A 17,411-nucleotide genomic window follows, 5' to 3' on the forward strand; every position below is an offset into this window, starting at 1 on the left:
GGTCAATACGTAGGAAAAGGGGGAAGAAGTTGTCGTCAATCACTGACGCCAGCGTCAGCCAGCGTCAGTTATCCACAGGCTTATTTCAACGCGGCGAAGGCCCGCTCGGCAGCGTCAAGGGTGATCTTCAGTTCGGCCTCGCCATGGGCGATGGAGGTGAAGCCGGCTTCGAACGCGCTCGGTGCCAGGTACACGCCAGCGTCGAGCATCAGGTGGAAGAAGCGCTTGAAGCGGTCAGCGTCGCTGGCCATCACATCTTCGAACGTCACGATGTCATCGGCGCCACTGAAGTACAGGCCGAACATGCCACCGGCCTGGGTGGTCACGAACGGAATGCCCGCCGCGTCGGCACGAATCTGCAAACCGTCGAGCAGACGAGTGGTGTAGTCGGTCAGCTCGGCGTGAAAGCCCGGGCGGCTGATCAGGCGCAGGGTGGTCAGGCCGGCGGCCATCGCCAGCGGGTTGCCCGACAGTGTGCCGGCCTGGTAGACCGGCCCCAGTGGCGCGATGCATTCCATGATGGCGCGCTTGCCGCCGAAGCAGCCGACCGGCATGCCGCCGCCGATGATCTTGCCGAAGGTGCTCAGGTCCGGTGTTACGCCGTAATGGGCCTGGGCGCCGCCGAGGGCCACGCGGAAACCGGTCATCACTTCGTCGAAAATCAGCACCACGCCGTGCTGGTCGCACAAGCTGCGCAGACCTTCGAGGAAACCCGGCGCTGGCGGTACGCAGTTCATGTTGCCGGCCACCGGCTCGACGATGATGCAGGCCACTTCCCGGCCGACGTCGGCGAGCATCTTCTCGACTTCTTCGAGGTCATTGAAGGGCAGGGTCAGGGTGTGTTTGGCGAACGCCGCCGGTACGCCGGCCGAACTCGGTACGCCTTGGGTGAGCGCGCCGGAACCGGCCTTGACCAGCAGGCTGTCGGAGTGACCGTGGTAGCAGCCTTCGAACTTGATGATGCTGTCGCGACCGGTGAAGCCCCGCGCCAGGCGTATCGCACTCATGGTCGCCTCGGTGCCGGAGCTGACCATGCGCACCATTTCCATCGACGGCACGATCGAGCAGACCAGATCGGCCATCTCGGTTTCCATGGCGGTCGGGGCTCCGTAGGACAGACCGTGCTGCAACTGGTTGCGCACCGCTTCCAGCACGTCTGGATGGCTGTGGCCCAGGATCATCGGCCCCCACGAACCGACGTAGTCCACATAGCGTTTGTCATCTTCGTCCGTCACGTACGCGCCTTCGGCGTGCTTGAAGAACAGCGGGGTGCCGCCGACACTCTTGAACGCACGAACGGGGGAGTTCACGCCGCCGGGGATGTGTTTCTGGGCGTTGGCAAACAGGGTTTCGGAACGGGACATGGTTGGGCTCTCGAAAACGGAAAATTATTTGATCTGCAACAGATCGTTGAAGGCACGGGCGCGGCGCGTCACTTCCAGGGGGCTGTCGGCGCCGAACAGGCCGTGGACCACGGCCAGCAGGTCGACGCCGTGAGCGACCAGTGGGGCGGCGTTGTCCAGCGTGATGCCGCCGATGGCGCACACCGGTATATGCAGTTTGATACGGGCCTGGTCGAGCAGTTCAAGGTTTGCACTGGGTGCGCCGGGCTTGGTGTTGGAGTTGAAGAAGCGTCCGAACGCCACATAGCTGGCGCCCTCGCTCGCTGCCTGTTCGGCCAGTTCCAGGCTGGCGTGACAGGTGGAGCCGATGATTGCGTCGCGCCCCAGCAGCGCCCGTACCGGCGCCAGCGGGCCATCGGTCTGGCCCAGGTGAACGCCGACGCCCAGGCGCGCGGCCAGTTCAGCGTCGTCGTTGATGATCAACCGGGTCTTGTAGCGCTCGCACAGATTGCGCAGCGCTTCGGCTTCGCGCAGACGGCGGGCTTCGTCGCTGCTTTTATCGCGGTATTGCAGCAGGGTGACGCCACCTTCCAGTGCCGCTTGTACATAAGCGAGAAATTTGCCGGCCAGCAGTTGGCTATCGGTGATGGCGTAAAGGCCACGTAGTTTCATTCCACAGCCTCCGGGGCTACGAGCAGAAATCCAGCGGCAGGCGACGCGGTACGAACTGGCCTTTGCCCAGCTGTTCGGCATCGCGCAGGGTGCGCCAGGTGTAATCCAGTGCGGTCTTGACCGCGCTGGCGAGGTGTTCGCCCTGGGCCAGCCGTCCGGCCAGGGCGCTGGCCAGGGTGCAGCCGGAACCATGGTAGCTGCCGGGCAAGCGCTGGCAGGTGAAAGTTTCGCGGCGACCATCGCGGCTGTACAGGCGATTGTGGACTTCATGTTCGTCGCCGTGACCACCGGTGATCAACAGGTGCTTGACGAAGGGCAGCAGTTTTTCCGCGCACTCATCGGCGCTGCCCTCGGGCAGTTCGGCGAGGATGCGTGCTTCAGGCAGGTTGGGGGTGGCGATGATTGCCAAGGGCAGCAGGCGTTCGCGCATGGCGTAGCCGACTTCATCCTTGCCCAATCGTCCGCCGCCACCGGCACGCAGCACTGGATCGCAGACCATGGGCAAGTGCGGGTGCGCCTGAAGCAGTTCGACCACCGTGTCGACCATTTCCAGTGAGCCAAGCATCCCCAGCTTGACCGCCGCTACCTGCGAATCGTTGAGCACGGCATTGGCTTGTGCCAGCACCCACTCCCGATCGAGCACGCGGAAATCACTCACGTTCACCGTGTCTTGCACGGTCAACGCGGTAACGGCCGGAGCGGCATGACAACCCTGGGCGAGCAGGGCTTCGATATCTGCCTGCAAACCGGCGCCACCACTGGGGTCGTGGCCGGAGAGACAGAGGACAACGGGGCGAGAGCTGTAGATATTCATGGTGCGCGAGCTTACCACCAAACCCCTCGGAGAGGCGCACACCTGTGGCGAGGGGATAAATCCCCTCGCCACAGACTAGGTCTGGTTCCAGGGTTATATTTCAATCTGACCAAAGCAACAGCTCTATCTCAATGCCTGGCGCTGGAACGCCCGTTCTAGAGCCCTCTGTAGGAAAAATTTCAATGGTGCAAATTGGCCATCAACGGCTATGCTAGAAGTGGATCCAACCAATAACAGGTAATGCCGGTTTTACGTCTACTCAGGGAATGGGGGGCTTCCTGATTCAACCGGACAGGCCACGCTGGGGCTTAAATGCGCTATTTGCTGATGTTGCTGCTGTGCTTGCCCCCTTTGGCAAGCGCCCTCGAGTTCGATGAGTTCACCCAAAGCCTGCCCTTGGGTCATGCCCTGCAGGTGTTCGAAGACACCAACGGTACGGCCACCATCGACGATGTCCTGGCAGAGGCTGCGGCGGGTCACTTCAAATCCCATGACAAAGCCACGCTGAACGCCGGTTATTCGCGCTCGGCATTCTGGCTGAAAATAGACCTGAACTACCGTCCCGGCAATCCGGACGCCCAGCGCACCTGGTTGCTGGAACTGGCCTATCCACCGCTGGACCATCTGGACTTGTATCTGCCTGATAGCGCCGGGGCGTATCGCCTGGTTCGCCAGACCGGCGATGCCTTGCCGTTCGCCAGCCGTGAAATTCGCCAGAACAACTACCTGTTCAGCCTGGACTTCAAACCCGGGCAACGTCAGTCCGTGTACCTGCGCCTGCAAAGCCAAGGTTCGATCCAGGCGCCGCTGACGTTGTGGTCGAGCACGGCCTATCTCGAGCAACAGCCTGTGCGCTTGTACGTATTGGGCATCATCTATGGCGTACTGCTGGGGATGCTGGTCTACAACCTGTTCATCTATCTGAGCGTGCGCGACACCAGCTACCTTTATTACATCGTATATATCGCTTCGTTCGGCTTGTATCAGTTGTCGGTCAACGGGGCGGCCGTTGAGTATTTCTGGCCGGACAATCCCTGGTGGGCCAATGCCGCGACGCCATTTTTCATTGGTTGTGCGGGCCTGTTCGGCAGCCAGTTTGCGCGCAGCTTCCTGCAAACCGCGCAACACAGTCGTTGGCTTGACCGGCTGCTGCTGGCGCTGATCGTCTACAGCGCGGTAGTGGTGGGCCTGTCGCTGATGACCAGTTACGCGCTGGCCCTGCGCCTGGCGACGGCATTGGCGCTGGTGTTTACCGTGGTGATCTTCGCCGCCGGGCTGTTCGCCTGGTGGCGCGGCCTGCGGGTGGCGCGTTATTTCATCATCGCCTGGTCGGCGTTCCTGCTGGGGGGCGTCGTCAACACGATGATGGTCCTAGGTTATCTGCCGAACGTGTTCCTGACCATGTACGCCAGCCAGATCGGCTCGGCCATCGAAGTGGCGCTGTTGTCCCTGGCCCTGGCCGATCGCATCAATGCCATGCGCGAGCAACAGGCCCAGACCCTGTTCGACGCCGGGCAGAAACTTGAAGTGCTCAACCAGCAACTGGCCCACAGCAACAAACTCAAGGATGAATTCCTCGCTACGTTGACCCATGAGCTGCGTACGCCGATGAATGGCGTGATCGGTTCGCTGGAGTTGATGGAAACCGTCGAAATGAACGAGGAGTTGACCCAGTATCAACAGACCGCCGCAGGTTCTGCGCGGGACATGATGCGCATGGTCAACGGCATCCTCACCCTTACCGAGTTGCAGGCCGGCAAGCTCAAGGTCTACCCGGCACCGTTCAGCCTGCGCGCGATGGTCGACGCCTTGCAGGTGCAGTTCGGTGCCAATGCAGCGGTCAAGAACCTGGATTTCAAGGTCGACGTGGCACCCGGCCTGACGGACCGGCTGATCGCTGACAGCGGCAAGCTGGCCCAATGCCTGGAATGCCTGCTGGACAACGCCGTCAAGTTCACCCGCACTGGGGGCCTGGCGCTGCGTGTCAGTGGCAGGCCGTCGGGGCTCGATCGGCTGGCGCTGTCCTTTGCCGTGATCGACACCGGTATCGGTTTCACTGACCTTGGGGAGGCGAGCTTGTACCAGCGCTTCTTCCAGCTTGACGGCTCGATGACCCGGGAATACGGCGGCCTCGGTGTGGGGCTGGCGATCTGCCGACAACTGGTGGAATTACTGGGCGGACGCCTGACCCACACCTCCGAACCCGGTCGCGGCAGCCGCTTCCAGTTGGATGTCGAGGTGGAAATGGCATTCCCTGTGGAGGTTCCCGCGCCAACCTCATTCAGCCCGCGAGAAAGCGCGCGATTGCCCCAGGATTGCACGGTGTTGCTGGCTGACGACAACAGCATTGATCTGCTGGTGATGCGCGGCATGTTGCTCAAGCTCGGTTACCGGGTGCGTACCGCCGACAGCGGCCGCGCAGCACTGGATATGCTGCAGGGCGAGAATGTTGACGCGGTGCTGCTCGATTGCCAGTCACCACCGCTGGATGGCGTGTCGGTCTGCTGTCAGATCCGTACGCTCGCTGGCTGCGAGGACCTGCCGGTGTTTGTGATCAGTCCCAATCCGAATCACGAGCGCTGCACGTCGGGAGCATTGACCGATTACCTGAGCAAACCGGTGAAATTCGAAGTGTTGCGCACGATTCTGCAACGGCGGGTGCTTTGTCCAAAACAGGGTGAAAGCGCCGATATTTAGGCGGGTATGACACTTTGTTCGGCCTTGGGGCGGTGCTTAACTGAACCTCTGCTGGCCGACCAAGGAGCCCTGTCATGAACCTGCACCAGTTCGCCGAAACTCACGACGTCACCAATCAGCCACCGTCCCTGGATGGCGCCAATCTCTATCGCATCGACCTGCCGCTGCAACAGTGGTCGCAGCGTTTCGGTGCGGGCTGGGCGCAAGGGCGGATCGATGCGTATGGCGAACTGGCCGGCGGGCCGCTGATGGAGGCGGGGTTTCTGGCGAACCAGAACAAACCAGTGTTTTCCAGCCACGACCGCTATGGTCATCGCATCGACCTGGTGGAATTTCATCCCGCTTACCACCAGTTGATGCGCACCGCTGTCGAGCATGGCCTGCCCAGCCTGCCATGGGCTCACCCGCAACCCGGCGCCCACGTCGCCCGGGCCTCGATGACTTATCTGCACAGTCAGGCTGAAGCCGGCACCGGTTGTCCGCTGACCATGACCTTCGCCAGCGTCCCGGCGTTGCGCTTGCAACCGGACCTGGCCGAGCATTGGGTGCCCAAAGCGCTCGCCACCGAGTACGACCCGCGTAACGTCGGCATGGCCCACAAGGCCGGCGTCACCCTCGGCATGGCGATGACTGAAAAGCAGGGCGGCACCGACGTGCGGGCCAACACCACCAAGGCTTATCCGGTGGGCGCCAACGGTCCCGGCCAGGCCTATGAACTGGTGGGCCACAAGTGGTTCTGTTCGGCGCCGATGTGCGATGCCTTCCTGACCCTGGCCCAGACCGACAAGGGCCTGAGCTGCTTCCTGCTGCCGCGCCATCGCCCGGACGACACGCGAAATCAGTTCTATATCCAGCGGCTGAAGAACAAGCTGGGCAACTGTTCCAACGCTTCCAGCGAAGTCGAATTCCGTGGTGCGCTGGCCTGGATGGTCGGTGAAGAAGGGCGAGGCGTGCCGACGATCATTGAGATGGTCGCTATGACTCGCTTCGATTGCATGGTCGGTTCCAGTGCTCTGATGCGCCAGGCCTTGACCCAGGCCAGCCATCACTGCGCGCATCGGCGGGTTGGCGGCAAGCTGTTGAGTGAGCAACCGTTGATGCAAAACGTATTGGCCGACCTGGCGCTGGAAAGCGAAGCCGCCCTGGCGCTGAGTTTGCGCATGGGCCGGGCGCTGGACCACTTGAGTGACGAACACGAGGCCAAGTTCGCGCGGCTGGTGACGGCGGTGGGCAAATACTGGATCTGCAAACGCGCCCCGGCGATGATCAACGAAGCCGCCGAATGCATGGGCGGCGCCGGTTACGTCGAAGACAGCATCCTGCCGCGCCTGTACCGTGAAGCACCGGTGAACTCGACCTGGGAAGGCTCCGGCAATGTGCAGTGCCTGGATGTGCTGCGCGCCTTGTCCAAGGAGCCGGGCATGCTGGAGGTATTGTTCAGCGAATTGGGTGATGGCCACGGCGACAAGCGCCTGGCTGGCCACATCCACCAATTGCACGCCGCGTTCAAGGACACCGACGACATCCAGTACCGCGCCCGGCAATTGACCGAAGACATCGCCGTGGGCCTGCAGGCCAAGCTGTTGCTCGAAGCGGGGAACAGCGAGGTCAGCGATGGTTTTATTGCCAGTCGATTGGCGGGAGGAGGGCGGGTCTACGGCACATTGCCCCGTGGGGTTGATGTGGAGGCGATAGTGGGGCGTTCGACCCCGCAGGGGTTCTGACAGCCCGATTATCCCGATCTACTGCATAGGGCTGTAGTTTGAACCTTGACGTGACGAGGGAGGCTGATAACTCCCTCTTCACCGTGATTGGTTTTGATTAACCTAGCAGGCGGACAATGGCGCCCATGCCGTTGTTCGAGCCAGAAACCAATATTTTCGCGTCAGGTTGTATCTGGATGACAGGACTTGGCCTGTACTCCATTAGTTGGAGTTCAGGGGGGATGAAGTTGGCGTCCGGAGAGCCATCCTTCATATATCTTAGTAAGGCGGTTTTGCTGGATTTTTGGCACAGTACTATAAGTTTTTCGTCAAGTTGTGCCGTTGTATGCAAGGCTTGCCATCCGTAGTCTGATTCGTCGGTTACGAATATTTCCAGGGCGTTTCCGCCGTTAAACGTATCGTCTTGAGTGCCGTCTGCGTTAACGCGTGACAGAAGAGGTAACGTCCCCAGCAGGTTGCCCATATTTCCTTTGAAAATATATCCTGCAGCCAAGGTCTTTCCGTCGGGCTGCTGTGCCAGGTGAATGAGTTCTACATGAGCGCCTCCCGTGCCATCAATCAAGACAAATCCGTGATTGAAGCCGCCGTAACTCAAGTCAGGCTCGCCCTGGTTGGTATAGCGGGCAATGAGCCCGCCTTTTTGGTATATGCCGCTGACCAATACCTTGTCTGCCTGTAAGGCGATGGATTGAAAGCTGGCGCCCGGCATTGAGTACACCACGCCGTTGTTGCCGAAAGTCTCATCCGGCTTGCCCGCTGCATCGAGGCCAAAAATCACGCCGTCACGCCCGGCTCCAGTATCTCTGGTTTCCGTTGCTACAAAAATGCTTCCATCGTCCCTAGCGGCTATTCCCGTTCTATGACGATCCGCGAGCTCTGTGTTGAAGGAAGTGACGCCACCGGTGCCAAACATAAGATCCAGGCGGCCATCGGGAAGCAGGCGAGCGAACAGCGCCCCCTTGAAAAAATAGGAGAACCCATCACCAAGGCCTCCAACTACAACAATTTTTCCGTTTTCTAGTACTAAAAAGTTCAGGAGTGTCAAATAGTCGTTTATTGGAAGCCGAGTATAAACCACACCCCCACTGCCAAACGTGGTGTCTAGAACGCCCTCCGGCGTGTGTTTCACAATAGCCAGGGTGTCCAATTGCTCGGTCACCGAAATTGAAAGTATTTTTCCATCCGGCAGTAGCCTGGATGTACCCTGAAATGGCCCGGACGGAAGTTGAATTCGAACAACACCTTGAGTTCCGAAGCTGTTATCAAAACTACCCGGCGCGGTGCTTTGATTGTTTGATATGTTCATTGGAATAGACCTTGGTTGCTTGGTAGAGGGGCCTTTACAACGCGATCCACTGAAATTCGAAACGTCTTAATGAATGGCAGCATTCACAAGAACAGAATTCACATAAATTACCGGTCTGTATACTGTCAAGAATGACAGCTATTATGAGCGTGGCGTCGATAGCGCCATACAATGGCGGCGAGTTGTTCTCGATTTAATTCTCGAAAGTGATGAGCGCGGACCTGATCAATTTGTCTCCGGCCGGTGCCAGGCCGCCATCGCGAGCAGGCTCGCTCCCGTAATGAGAGGGAGAATGATCGAACGCGCCAATACGCCACTGTTCCCGTTGGACGATGATGCAGGCAAGATGAAGGCCTGCAAGTCAGAACACAGGAAGCTGATCGTGACCGAAGCGTTTATTGTCGTTCAAACCGCCGAACAAGCCGTGGATCGTCTGGCGGCCCTGCACGAGCGTGCGACCACTGCGCTGAACCAGGCGCTCAAGCGGTACCTCAAGGATCGCATCGAGCCGGATGCCGAGCAGCGGGCATTGTTTCGCTATCCCGCCCTGCGACTGACCTATCACTGCCATGGCGAAGTCCCGCAAACCACCCGCGCCTACGCCAAGGTCCAGTTGCCGGGCACCTACAGTGTCACCGTCACCCATCCTGCTGCGTTCCGTAAATACCTGCTGGAGCAGTTGGTCCCGCTGATGCACGACTTTACCGTCACCGTGGAAGTGGGTGTCAGCGAGCAGAATATCCCCTATCCGTACGTGGTGGAGCAGGGTGATGAACTGGCCGGCTCCGGCGTGACCGCCGCCGTGCTGGCGCGAGTGTTCCCCAGCACCGACCTGTCGGCCGCCACCGATGGCATTGCCGACGGCCTCTACGACTGGGAAAACACCGACCCGCTGCCGCTGGCACTGTTCGACGCGGCGCGGGTGGACTTTTCCCTGCGTCGGCTGGTGCATTACACCGGCAGCGACTGGCGCCATGTGCAGCCCTGGATCCTGCTGACCAACTATCACCGTTATGTGGACCAGTTCATTGTCCATGGCCTGGAGCAACTGCGCAGCGACCCGCGTTTTGTGCGCATGGTCCTGCCGGGCAACGTGATCATCGAAAAGGGCATGGACCACGGTGAAGCCTCGGCGATCGCCGCGGGCGTGGTCTGGCACCGCTATCAGATGCCGGCCTATCACCTGCAGGCTAACGATGGCCATGGCGTGACCCTGGTGAACATCGGCGTCGGGCCGTCCAACGCCAAGAACATTACCGACCACCTGGCCGTACTGCGGCCCCACTGCTGGCTGATGATCGGTCACTGCGGCGGGCTGCGGCAGTCGCAGACCATCGGCGACTACGTGCTGGCCCACGCTTACATGCGTCGCGATGGCATCCTCGACCGGGTCGTGCCGCCGAATATTCCGATCCCCGCCCTGGCTGAAGTGCAGATGGCTTTGCAGCAAGCGGCGGCCAATGTCACCGGTGAAAAGGGCGACGAGCTGAAAAAACGCCTGCGCACCGGCACCGTGCTGACCTACGACGACCGCAACTGGGAATTGCGCTGGGCCCAGGAGCGCCCGTTGATCAACCTGTCCCGCGCCGTTGCGGTGGACATGGAAAGCGGCACCATCGCCGCTCAGGGATACCGCTTGCGGGTGCCGTACGGCACGTTGCTTTGTGTCTCGGACAAACCTCTGCACAGCGAGATCAAATTGCCGGGTTCGGCCAACGCGTTCTACGAACGGGCGGTCAACCAGCACCTGAAGATTGGCATCGCGGCGCTGGACCTGCTGCGCAACGAACTCAATTCGCTGCACTCGCGCAAGTTGCGCAGCTTCGACGAACCGCCGTTCCGCTGATGAACGGATGCCCTATTTAAGGGACAGTGGTTATTTAACGGTCGGGCCACTAGCATGGTCGGCCCAGACCGTTAGATGTTGTGTTTGCCATGCCCCGTCCGCCACGTCCCGCTTCCCGCCGTCCTGGCGCGAAACCTCCCGCATCCGCCCCGCGCCGTGTGGCCAAGGCCCCGCCGGCCGAGCCGAGGCTGATCCTGTTCAACAAACCCTTCGATGTGCTGACGCAATTTCGTGACGATCAGGGGCGGGCGACGCTCAAGGACTTTATCGACGTGCCCGGCATTTATCCCGCCGGGCGGCTGGATCGCGACAGCGAAGGGTTGCTGCTGCTCACCAACGACGGGCAACTGCAGGCCCGCATCGCCGACCCCCGGCACAAACTGGCCAAGACCTATTGGGTGCAAGTCGAAGGTGAGCCCAGTGCCGAGCAATTGCAGCGTCTGTGCGATGGCGTGGAGCTGAATGACGGCATGACCTTGCCCGCACAAGCGCGACAACTGGACGAGCCACAACTATGGCCGCGCAACCCGCCGGTGCGCTTTCGTAAAAGTGTGCCGACCAGTTGGCTGGAATTGGTGATTCGCGAGGGGCGCAACCGTCAGGTGCGGCGCATGACCGCTGCGGTGGGCTTGCCGACATTGCGCCTGGTGCGGGTCAGGATCGGTGACTGGACGCTCGACGGGCTGGATCACGGCCAGTGGAAGGAAGTGCCGGCGCGGTTATAAGGTGCCCGTCTCGATCAGGCCGATCACCACGCTCTTGATGACGAATGCCGCCACGCCCAGCCCCAGCACGAAAAACAGGATGAACGAGCCGAAACGCCCGGCCTTGGACTTCTTCGCCAGATCCCAGACGATGAAACCCATGAAAATGATCAGGATGCTGACAAGGCCCGTCATCATCCACTCTTCGAAAACCACAGGATCCATCGAAACACTCCGGCGTGGGCGAGGTTAAAAAGGCGGGGCGAGTATACGGCATGGGAAGAGTGCGAAGGATTGGGCTGCGACGGTGTGTCGCAGCTATTCATCGCCTGGGTGACGCAGCGGCGATCTCTTCAGTCGTGGTGGACATCCGCCCGTTTGAGCATCTGTTTGCAGCGTTCGGACAAGTGAAACACCCGCAGGTGCTTGCCAGCCTTGCTATAGCGTTCACGCAGGGTTTTCAGTGCCGCGATGGCCGAATAGTCGACAAAGCTCAAGTGGCGACAGTCCAGGGTCACCTGGGAGGGATCGTTGGCCGGGTCGAACTGGTTGAGAAACGGCGTGGTCGAGGCGAAGAACAGGGTGCCGTGCAGGCGATAGAGCTTGCTGCCGTCCGCTTCCAGATGCGTGTCGGCGTACAGCTCCCGGGCCTGTTGCCAGGCAAAGTTGAGCGCCGCAATGATAATGCCGCACAGCACCGCGGTTGCCAGATCGGTGAACACCGTGATGGTCGTCACCGCGATGATCACCAACACGTCATTGACGGGCACTTTGTTGATCACCCGCAGCGAGGCCCAGGCAAAGGTCTGCTGGGACACCACGAACATCACGCCCACTAGCGCGGCCAACGGGATGCGTTCGATCAACGGCGACAGAAACAACACGAACAGCAGAACCATCACCCCGGCCACCACGCCGGACAATCGGCCGCGCCCGCCCGAACTCAGGTTGATCACGGTCTGGCCGATCATCGCGCAACCGCCCATGCCACCAAACAGCCCGGAGGCCATGTTGGCCGCGCCCAACGCCACACACTCGCGGTCCGGGTAGCCGCGGCTCTCGGTGATCTCGTCGGTCAGGTTCAGGGTCAGCAGGGTTTCCAGCAGACCGACCATCGCCATTACCACCGCATAGGGCGCGATGATCCGCAAGGTCTCCAGGTTCCAGGGAATGTCCGGCCAGACAAAGGCCGGCAGGCCGCCGGCGATATGCGCCATATCACCCAGGGTGCGGGTCGGCAGACCGAAGAAGTAGACCGCCAGGCCAACCCCCAGGATCGCCACCAGGGCCGGCGGAACACTGCGGGTCAGGCGTGGCAACAAGTAGACGATGGCCATGGTCAGCGCCACCAGGCCGATCATCAGGTACAACGGGCCGCCGCTCAGCCAGGTCTCGCCAGTCTTGAAGTGCTCCAGTTGCGCCAGGGCGATGATGATCGCCAGCCCGTTGACGAAACCGAGCATCACCGGGTGCGGCACCATGCGCACCAGTTTGCCCAGCCGCAACAGCCCGAACGCCATCATGATCAACCCGCCCAGCAGCACAGTCGCCAGCAGGTATTGCACACCGTGCTGCACCACCAGCGCGACAATCACCACGGCCATCGATCCCGCCGCGCCAGAGACCATGCCTGGCCGCCCGCCGAACAGCGCGGTTAGCGTGCAGATGATGAAAGCGCCATACAAGCCCATCAGCGGGTTGAGATGGGCGACCAGGGCGAACGCGATGCATTCGGGCAGCAAGGCAAAAGAAGTGGTGAGGCCGGCGAGGGCGTCGGCGCGAAGACGTGCTGGTTTCATGATTTTCCTGGCGGGGCAGCGCTTGAACATCGGCTGCCGTGGGCGTGGTGCAAAAACAGGGTGGGGATGGTACGGAATTGAGTGCGATGCGGCCAGCCGCAAGAGAACGGTTTTGCATGAAAGTCTTGCGCTGAATTTTCATCAGCGCCGTGTCGCGATGTCCATCAGCGACATTTCTTGTCCGTGTACGAAAATTACTTTCAGTACGTTTGAAGATCGATCCTCGAAATGATTTATGAGTTTCACAACACGACGACGTGACCCCATTCGAGGAGTAACGCATGGCACCTGCATTCGGTTATTGGCTGTTGGTCTACGCGGCCATCGCCATCATTGCGCTGATCGTTTTGATCGCCCGATACCGGCTTAATCCGTTCATTGTGATTACGCTGGTGTCCATTGGTCTGGCGCTGCTGGCCGGGATGCCGCCGTCCAGTGTGGTCGGGGCATATGAGGCGGGCGTGGGCAAGACCCTGGGGCACATCGCGCTGGTCGTGGCCTTGGGCACGATGCTCGGCAAGATGATGGCCGAGTCCGGCGGGGCCGAGCGCATGGCGCAGACGCTGATCGAACGCTTCGGCGAGCGCAACGCCCATTGGGCGATGGTGTGCATTGCCTTCCTGGTGGGGCTGCCGTTGTTTTTCGAAGTCGGTTTCGTGCTGCTGGTGCCCATCGCGTTCACCATTGCCCGGCGCGTGGGCGTGTCGATCCTGATGGTGGGGTTGCCGATGGTCGCCGGTCTCTCGGTGGTGCATGCCCTGGTGCCGCCGCACCCGGCGGCGATGCTGGCGGTGCAGGCGTTCCAGGCCTCGGTGGGGCAGACCTTGCTGTACGCGATCCTGATCGGTATTCCTACCGCGATCATCGCCGGTCCTGTGTATGCCAAGTTCATCGTGCCGCGCATCCAACTGCCGGACGATAACCCGCTGGAGCGACAATTCCTCGACCGTGAGCCCCGGCCCAATCTGCCGGGTTTCGGTATCACCCTGGGGACCATCCTGCTGCCGGTGATTCTGATGTTGATCGGCGGTTGGGCTAACCTGATCTCCGAGCCGGGCAGCGGCTTCAATCAGTTCCTGCTATTCATCGGCAACTCGGTGATTGCCTTGCTGCTGGCGACCCTTCTCAGCTTCTGGACGCTGGGCCTGGCCCAGGGCTTCAACCGTGAATCGATCCTCAAGTTCACCAATGAGTGCCTGGCGCCGACGGCCAGCATTACGTTGCTGGTGGGCGCTGGCGGTGGTTTGAACCGGATCCTGGTGGACGCCGGGGTCACTCAACAAATCGTCGGCCTGGCCCAGGAATTTCAATTGTCACCGCTGGTCATGGGCTGGCTGTTCGCCGCCCTGATGCGTGTCGCCACCGGCTCGGCCACGGTGGCGATGACCACGGCCTCGGGCATCGTCGCGCCCGTGGCGATCGGTCTGGGCTATCCCCATCCCGAGTTGCTGGTGCTGGCCACCGGTGCCGGGTCGGTGATCTTTTCCCACGTCAACGACGGCGGCTTCTGGCTGATCAAGGAATACTTCAATATGACCGTCACTCAAACTTTCAAGACCTGGACCGTACTCGAAACGCTGATCTCCCTGGTCGCGTTCGGCCTGACCCTAGGACTTGCACGCTTGCTTTAATCACAGCGCTCCAACACAGGTGCCGTCATGGACATCCTTTACCAGATTCGCTCCCGTCAGGATTCCTTCAGCGCCGGAGAAGGAAGAATCGCCCGGTTGATGCTCGACGACGTAGGGTTCGCCGCCTCGGCCAGCCTGGATGAACTGGCCCAGCGCGCCGAAGTCAGCAGCGCCACGCTGTCGCGTTTCGCCCGAACCGTTGGCTGCCGCGACCTGCGGGACTTGCGCCTGCAACTGGCTCAGGCCAGCGGCGTTGGCAGCCGGTTTCTCGACCCCGCCGGCGCGCCCGAGCAATCGGCGTTTTATGGGCAGATCGTCGGCGATATCGAGACGACCCTGCGTCAGCACCTGTCGGCATTCGAAGAGTCTCGGTTCAGCGACGCGGTGCGGATGCTCGGCAAGGCGCGGATGATTCATGCGTTCGGGCTCGGTGGTTGGTCGGCGTTGTGCGGTGAGGAGTTACAGGTACGGCTGGTGCGTTTTGGCTACTCGATTGCCGCCTGCCGGGATCCGGTGATGATGCGCATCACCGCCACGTCATTGAGCCAGGAGCATTTGGTCATCGCCTGTTCACTCACCGGCATCACCCCGGAACTGCTCGGCGCGGTTGAACTGGCGCGCAGTTATGGTGCGGCGATCCTGGCCATCACCCGTGCCGACTCGCCGTTGGCCCGGCTGGCCGATGTGGTGCTGCCCCTGCAAGGCGCCGAAACCTCGTTCATTTATAAGCCCACGGCGGCGCGCTACGGCATGCTGCTGGCTATCGATGTGCTCGCCACCGAGCTTGCACTGGCCCACCCCGAAGACAATCAAGAACGCCTGCGACGAGTCAAACTCGCCCTGGACGATTACCGCGGCGGCGACGATCACTTGCCGCTGGGAGACTGAGATGCTGTACGACACGCTTATCCGCAACGCACGGGTCATTGATGGCAGCAACACCCCCGGTTACAGCGCCGACGTGGCGATCCGCGCCGGTCGCATCGAGCGCATCGCCGACCTGCGCGATGCCCGGGCAATTGAAGAGATCGATGCCGCCGGCTGTGTGCTGGCGCCAGGGTTCATCGATGTGCACACCCACGACGACACGGTGGTCATTCGTCAGCCGCAGATGCTGCCCAAACTCAGCCAGGGCGTGACCACGGTGATCGTCGGCAATTGCGGCATCAGCGCTTCACCGGTGAGCCTGCGGGGCGAGCCGCCGGACCCGATGAACTTGCTTGGCGCGGCCCAAGCGTTCGCCTATCCGCGTTTCGAAGATTATCGTGCGGCGGTGGAGGCAGCCACGCCGGCGGTCAACGTGGCGGCGCTGGTGGGGCACACGGCGCTGCGCAGCAACCACATGGACGATTTGTTGCGCACAGCCAGCGTGGGAGAAATCACCGCCATGCGTCAGCAACTGCGCGAAAGCCTGGAGGCCGGCGCGCTGGGGTTGTCCACCGGCCTGGCCTACGCCAACGCATTTTCGGCCTCCACCGACGAAGTCATGCAACTGACCCAGGAGCTGAGCGCATTCGGTGCGGTCTACACCACCCACCTGCGCAGCGAATTCGAACCGGTGCTCGAGGCCATGGACGAGGCGTTCCAGATCGGCCGTCACGCCCAAAGCCCGGTGATCATTTCCCACCTTAAATGCGCGGGTGCCGGTAACTGGGGGCGAAGTCCGCAGGTGCTCGCGGCGCTGGAGAATGCGGCGAAAACCCACCCGGTCGGTTGTGACTGCTATCCCTATGCGGCCAGTTCCTCGACCCTGGATCTCAAACAAGTGACCGATGCCCATCGCATCACCATCACCTGGTCGACGGCTCATCCGCACATGGGCGGCCGCGACCTGGCTGACATCGCCGCCGAATGGGAAGTGCCGCTGCTCGATGCAGCGCGGCGCCTGCAACCGGCCGGCGCGGTGTACTACGGCATGGACGAAGGCGACGTACGACGAATCCTCGCCCATCCGTTGTCCATGGTCGGCTCCGACGGTTTGCCGGAGGATCCGTTCCCGCATCCGCGCTTGTGGGGCGCTTTCCCGCGGGTACTGGGGCATTTCAGTCGTGACGTCGGGCTTTTCCCGCTGCACATCGCCGTACACAAAATGACCGGCCTGTCGGCGGCGCGCTTCGGCCTCAAGCAACGGGGTGAAATCCGTGAAGGCCATTGGGCGGACCTGGTGTTGTTCAATCCACACACCATTCGCGACGTGGCCGATTTCAACGAACCTCAACGGGCTGCCGAAGGGATTGATGGCGTGTGGGTCAATGGTGTCTTGAGCTATCGTGAAGGGCAGGCGAACGGGCGCCGGGAAGGGCGGTTCCTGGCGCGCGAGGGCGATCTGCGCCAGGGGTTCAGTCCATCGAATGGCGTTTAAGCGGCTGAGATTGGGTAAATTGGCGCCACAATAATGGCACTGCGACACTAAAGAAGCCGGATCCAAGGCCGAAGCACTAAGGTCAACCCATCTACACTGGGTCTTTTCAGCCAGGGAGCAACCCATGAGCTTCGGTAAAACCACCCCGATCCTGCGGATCTTCGATGAAACCAAGGCATTGGCGTTCTATGTCGATTTCCTGGGCTTTACCCTCGACTGGCAACATCGCTTTGGTGACGACTTTCCGCTGTACCTGCAAGTCTCCCGCGACGGATGCGTGTTGCACCTGTCCGAACACCATGGCGACTGCACCCCGGGCTCGGCGCTGCGTATCGAAACGGATGAACTGGAAGCTTTCCAGGCGCAACTGCTCGCCAAGCAATACCCCTTCGCCCACCCCCATATCCAGGCCATGCCGTGGGGCAGCCAGGACATGACGGTGGTCGATCCGTTTGGCAATCGATTGGTGTTTACCAATGCGATTAGTGTGTAACGACGGCTGGACCCATTGAT

Annotated in this window: 14 protein-coding genes; 8 read left to right on the forward strand and 6 right to left on the reverse strand. The window is 61.2% G+C overall.

The window, feature by feature from the left end:
• Positions 1-80: 80 nt before the first annotated feature.
• The 3 genes from hemL to PSH57_RS03660 are packed head-to-tail and all read right to left on the reverse strand — an operon-like array spanning position 81 to position 2,829.
• Positions 81-1,364 carry a glutamate-1-semialdehyde 2,1-aminomutase gene (gene hemL / locus PSH57_RS03650; protein WP_305387880.1) on the reverse strand — a complete coding sequence of 428 codons (1,284 nt, stop codon included), beginning with the start codon at positions 1,362-1,364 and terminating at the stop codon, positions 81-83.
• Between the two features lie 24 nt (positions 1,365-1,388).
• A complete protein-coding gene (gene thiE, locus PSH57_RS03655) occupies positions 1,389-2,015 on the reverse strand; it encodes a thiamine phosphate synthase (RefSeq protein WP_305387881.1) in 627 nt (208 codons plus the stop codon).
• A 16-nt stretch (positions 2,016-2,031) separates the two neighbouring features.
• The gene (locus tag PSH57_RS03660; RefSeq protein ID WP_076383510.1) at positions 2,032-2,829 is read right to left on the reverse strand and encodes a hydroxymethylpyrimidine/phosphomethylpyrimidine kinase; all 798 of its coding nucleotides are present in this window, start codon (positions 2,827-2,829) and stop codon (positions 2,032-2,034) included.
• A 312-nt stretch (positions 2,830-3,141) separates the two neighbouring features.
• Between PSH57_RS03660 and PSH57_RS03665 the strand changes: the two genes are divergently transcribed.
• On the forward strand, positions 3,142-5,526 hold the full coding sequence (locus PSH57_RS03665) for a hybrid sensor histidine kinase/response regulator (RefSeq protein ID WP_305387883.1): 2,385 nt from the start codon (positions 3,142-3,144) through the stop codon (positions 5,524-5,526).
• A 74-nt stretch (positions 5,527-5,600) separates the two neighbouring features.
• Entirely contained in the window at positions 5,601-7,250 is a 1,650-nt protein-coding gene (locus tag PSH57_RS03670; protein ID WP_305387885.1) for an acyl-CoA dehydrogenase family protein, read from the forward strand.
• A 97-nt stretch (positions 7,251-7,347) separates the two neighbouring features.
• On the opposite strand, the gene PSH57_RS03675 is transcribed toward PSH57_RS03670, so the two are convergent.
• Complete coding sequence (locus PSH57_RS03675; RefSeq protein ID WP_305387886.1) at positions 7,348-8,556, reverse strand: NHL repeat-containing protein; 1,209 nt, start codon at positions 8,554-8,556, stop codon at positions 7,348-7,350.
• Positions 8,557-8,902: 346 nt separating this feature from the next.
• Here PSH57_RS03675 and amn point away from each other — a divergent pair, with 346 nt between their 5' ends.
• Both amn and PSH57_RS03685 read left to right on the forward strand, forming a co-directional pair.
• Complete coding sequence (gene amn, locus PSH57_RS03680; RefSeq protein WP_256231735.1) at positions 8,903-10,402, forward strand: AMP nucleosidase; 1,500 nt, start codon at positions 8,903-8,905, stop codon at positions 10,400-10,402.
• A 158-nt stretch (positions 10,403-10,560) separates the two neighbouring features.
• On the forward strand, positions 10,561-11,127 hold the full coding sequence (locus PSH57_RS03685) for a pseudouridine synthase (protein ID WP_305390280.1): 567 nt from the start codon (positions 10,561-10,563) through the stop codon (positions 11,125-11,127).
• Here the strand turns inward: PSH57_RS03685 and PSH57_RS03690 are convergent.
• Both PSH57_RS03690 and PSH57_RS03695 read right to left on the reverse strand, forming a co-directional pair.
• Complete coding sequence (locus PSH57_RS03690) at positions 11,122-11,331, reverse strand: DUF2788 domain-containing protein (RefSeq protein ID WP_047230243.1); 210 nt, start codon at positions 11,329-11,331, stop codon at positions 11,122-11,124. The two genes, PSH57_RS03685 and PSH57_RS03690, sit on opposite strands and share 6 nt — an antisense overlap.
• Positions 11,332-11,459: 128 nt before the next feature.
• The gene (locus PSH57_RS03695) at positions 11,460-12,905 is read right to left on the reverse strand and encodes a SulP family inorganic anion transporter (protein WP_305387887.1); all 1,446 of its coding nucleotides are present in this window, start codon (positions 12,903-12,905) and stop codon (positions 11,460-11,462) included.
• A gap of 281 nt (positions 12,906-13,186) precedes the next feature.
• On the opposite strand from PSH57_RS03695, the gene PSH57_RS03700 reads away from it, so the two are divergent.
• From PSH57_RS03700 to PSH57_RS03715, 4 genes are all read left to right on the forward strand, one after another.
• Positions 13,187-14,536, forward strand: coding sequence for a GntT/GntP/DsdX family permease (locus PSH57_RS03700; RefSeq protein WP_305387888.1), 1,350 nt, complete (start codon positions 13,187-13,189; stop codon positions 14,534-14,536).
• Positions 14,537-14,563: 27 nt separating this feature from the next.
• On the forward strand, positions 14,564-15,424 hold the full coding sequence (locus PSH57_RS03705; protein ID WP_305387889.1) for a MurR/RpiR family transcriptional regulator: 861 nt from the start codon (positions 14,564-14,566) through the stop codon (positions 15,422-15,424).
• A gap of 1 nt (position 15,425) precedes the next feature.
• The gene (locus tag PSH57_RS03710) at positions 15,426-16,898 is read left to right on the forward strand and encodes an N-acyl-D-amino-acid deacylase family protein (RefSeq protein ID WP_305387890.1); all 1,473 of its coding nucleotides are present in this window, start codon (positions 15,426-15,428) and stop codon (positions 16,896-16,898) included.
• Positions 16,899-17,022: 124 nt separating this feature from the next.
• Positions 17,023-17,391, forward strand: coding sequence for a glyoxalase superfamily protein (locus PSH57_RS03715; RefSeq protein ID WP_305387892.1), 369 nt, complete (start codon positions 17,023-17,025; stop codon positions 17,389-17,391).
• Positions 17,392-17,411: the final 20 nt, after the last annotated feature.

The organism is Pseudomonas hefeiensis (assembly GCF_030687835.1).
In the GTDB taxonomy this organism is placed as follows: domain Bacteria; phylum Pseudomonadota; class Gammaproteobacteria; order Pseudomonadales; family Pseudomonadaceae; genus Aquipseudomonas; species Aquipseudomonas hefeiensis.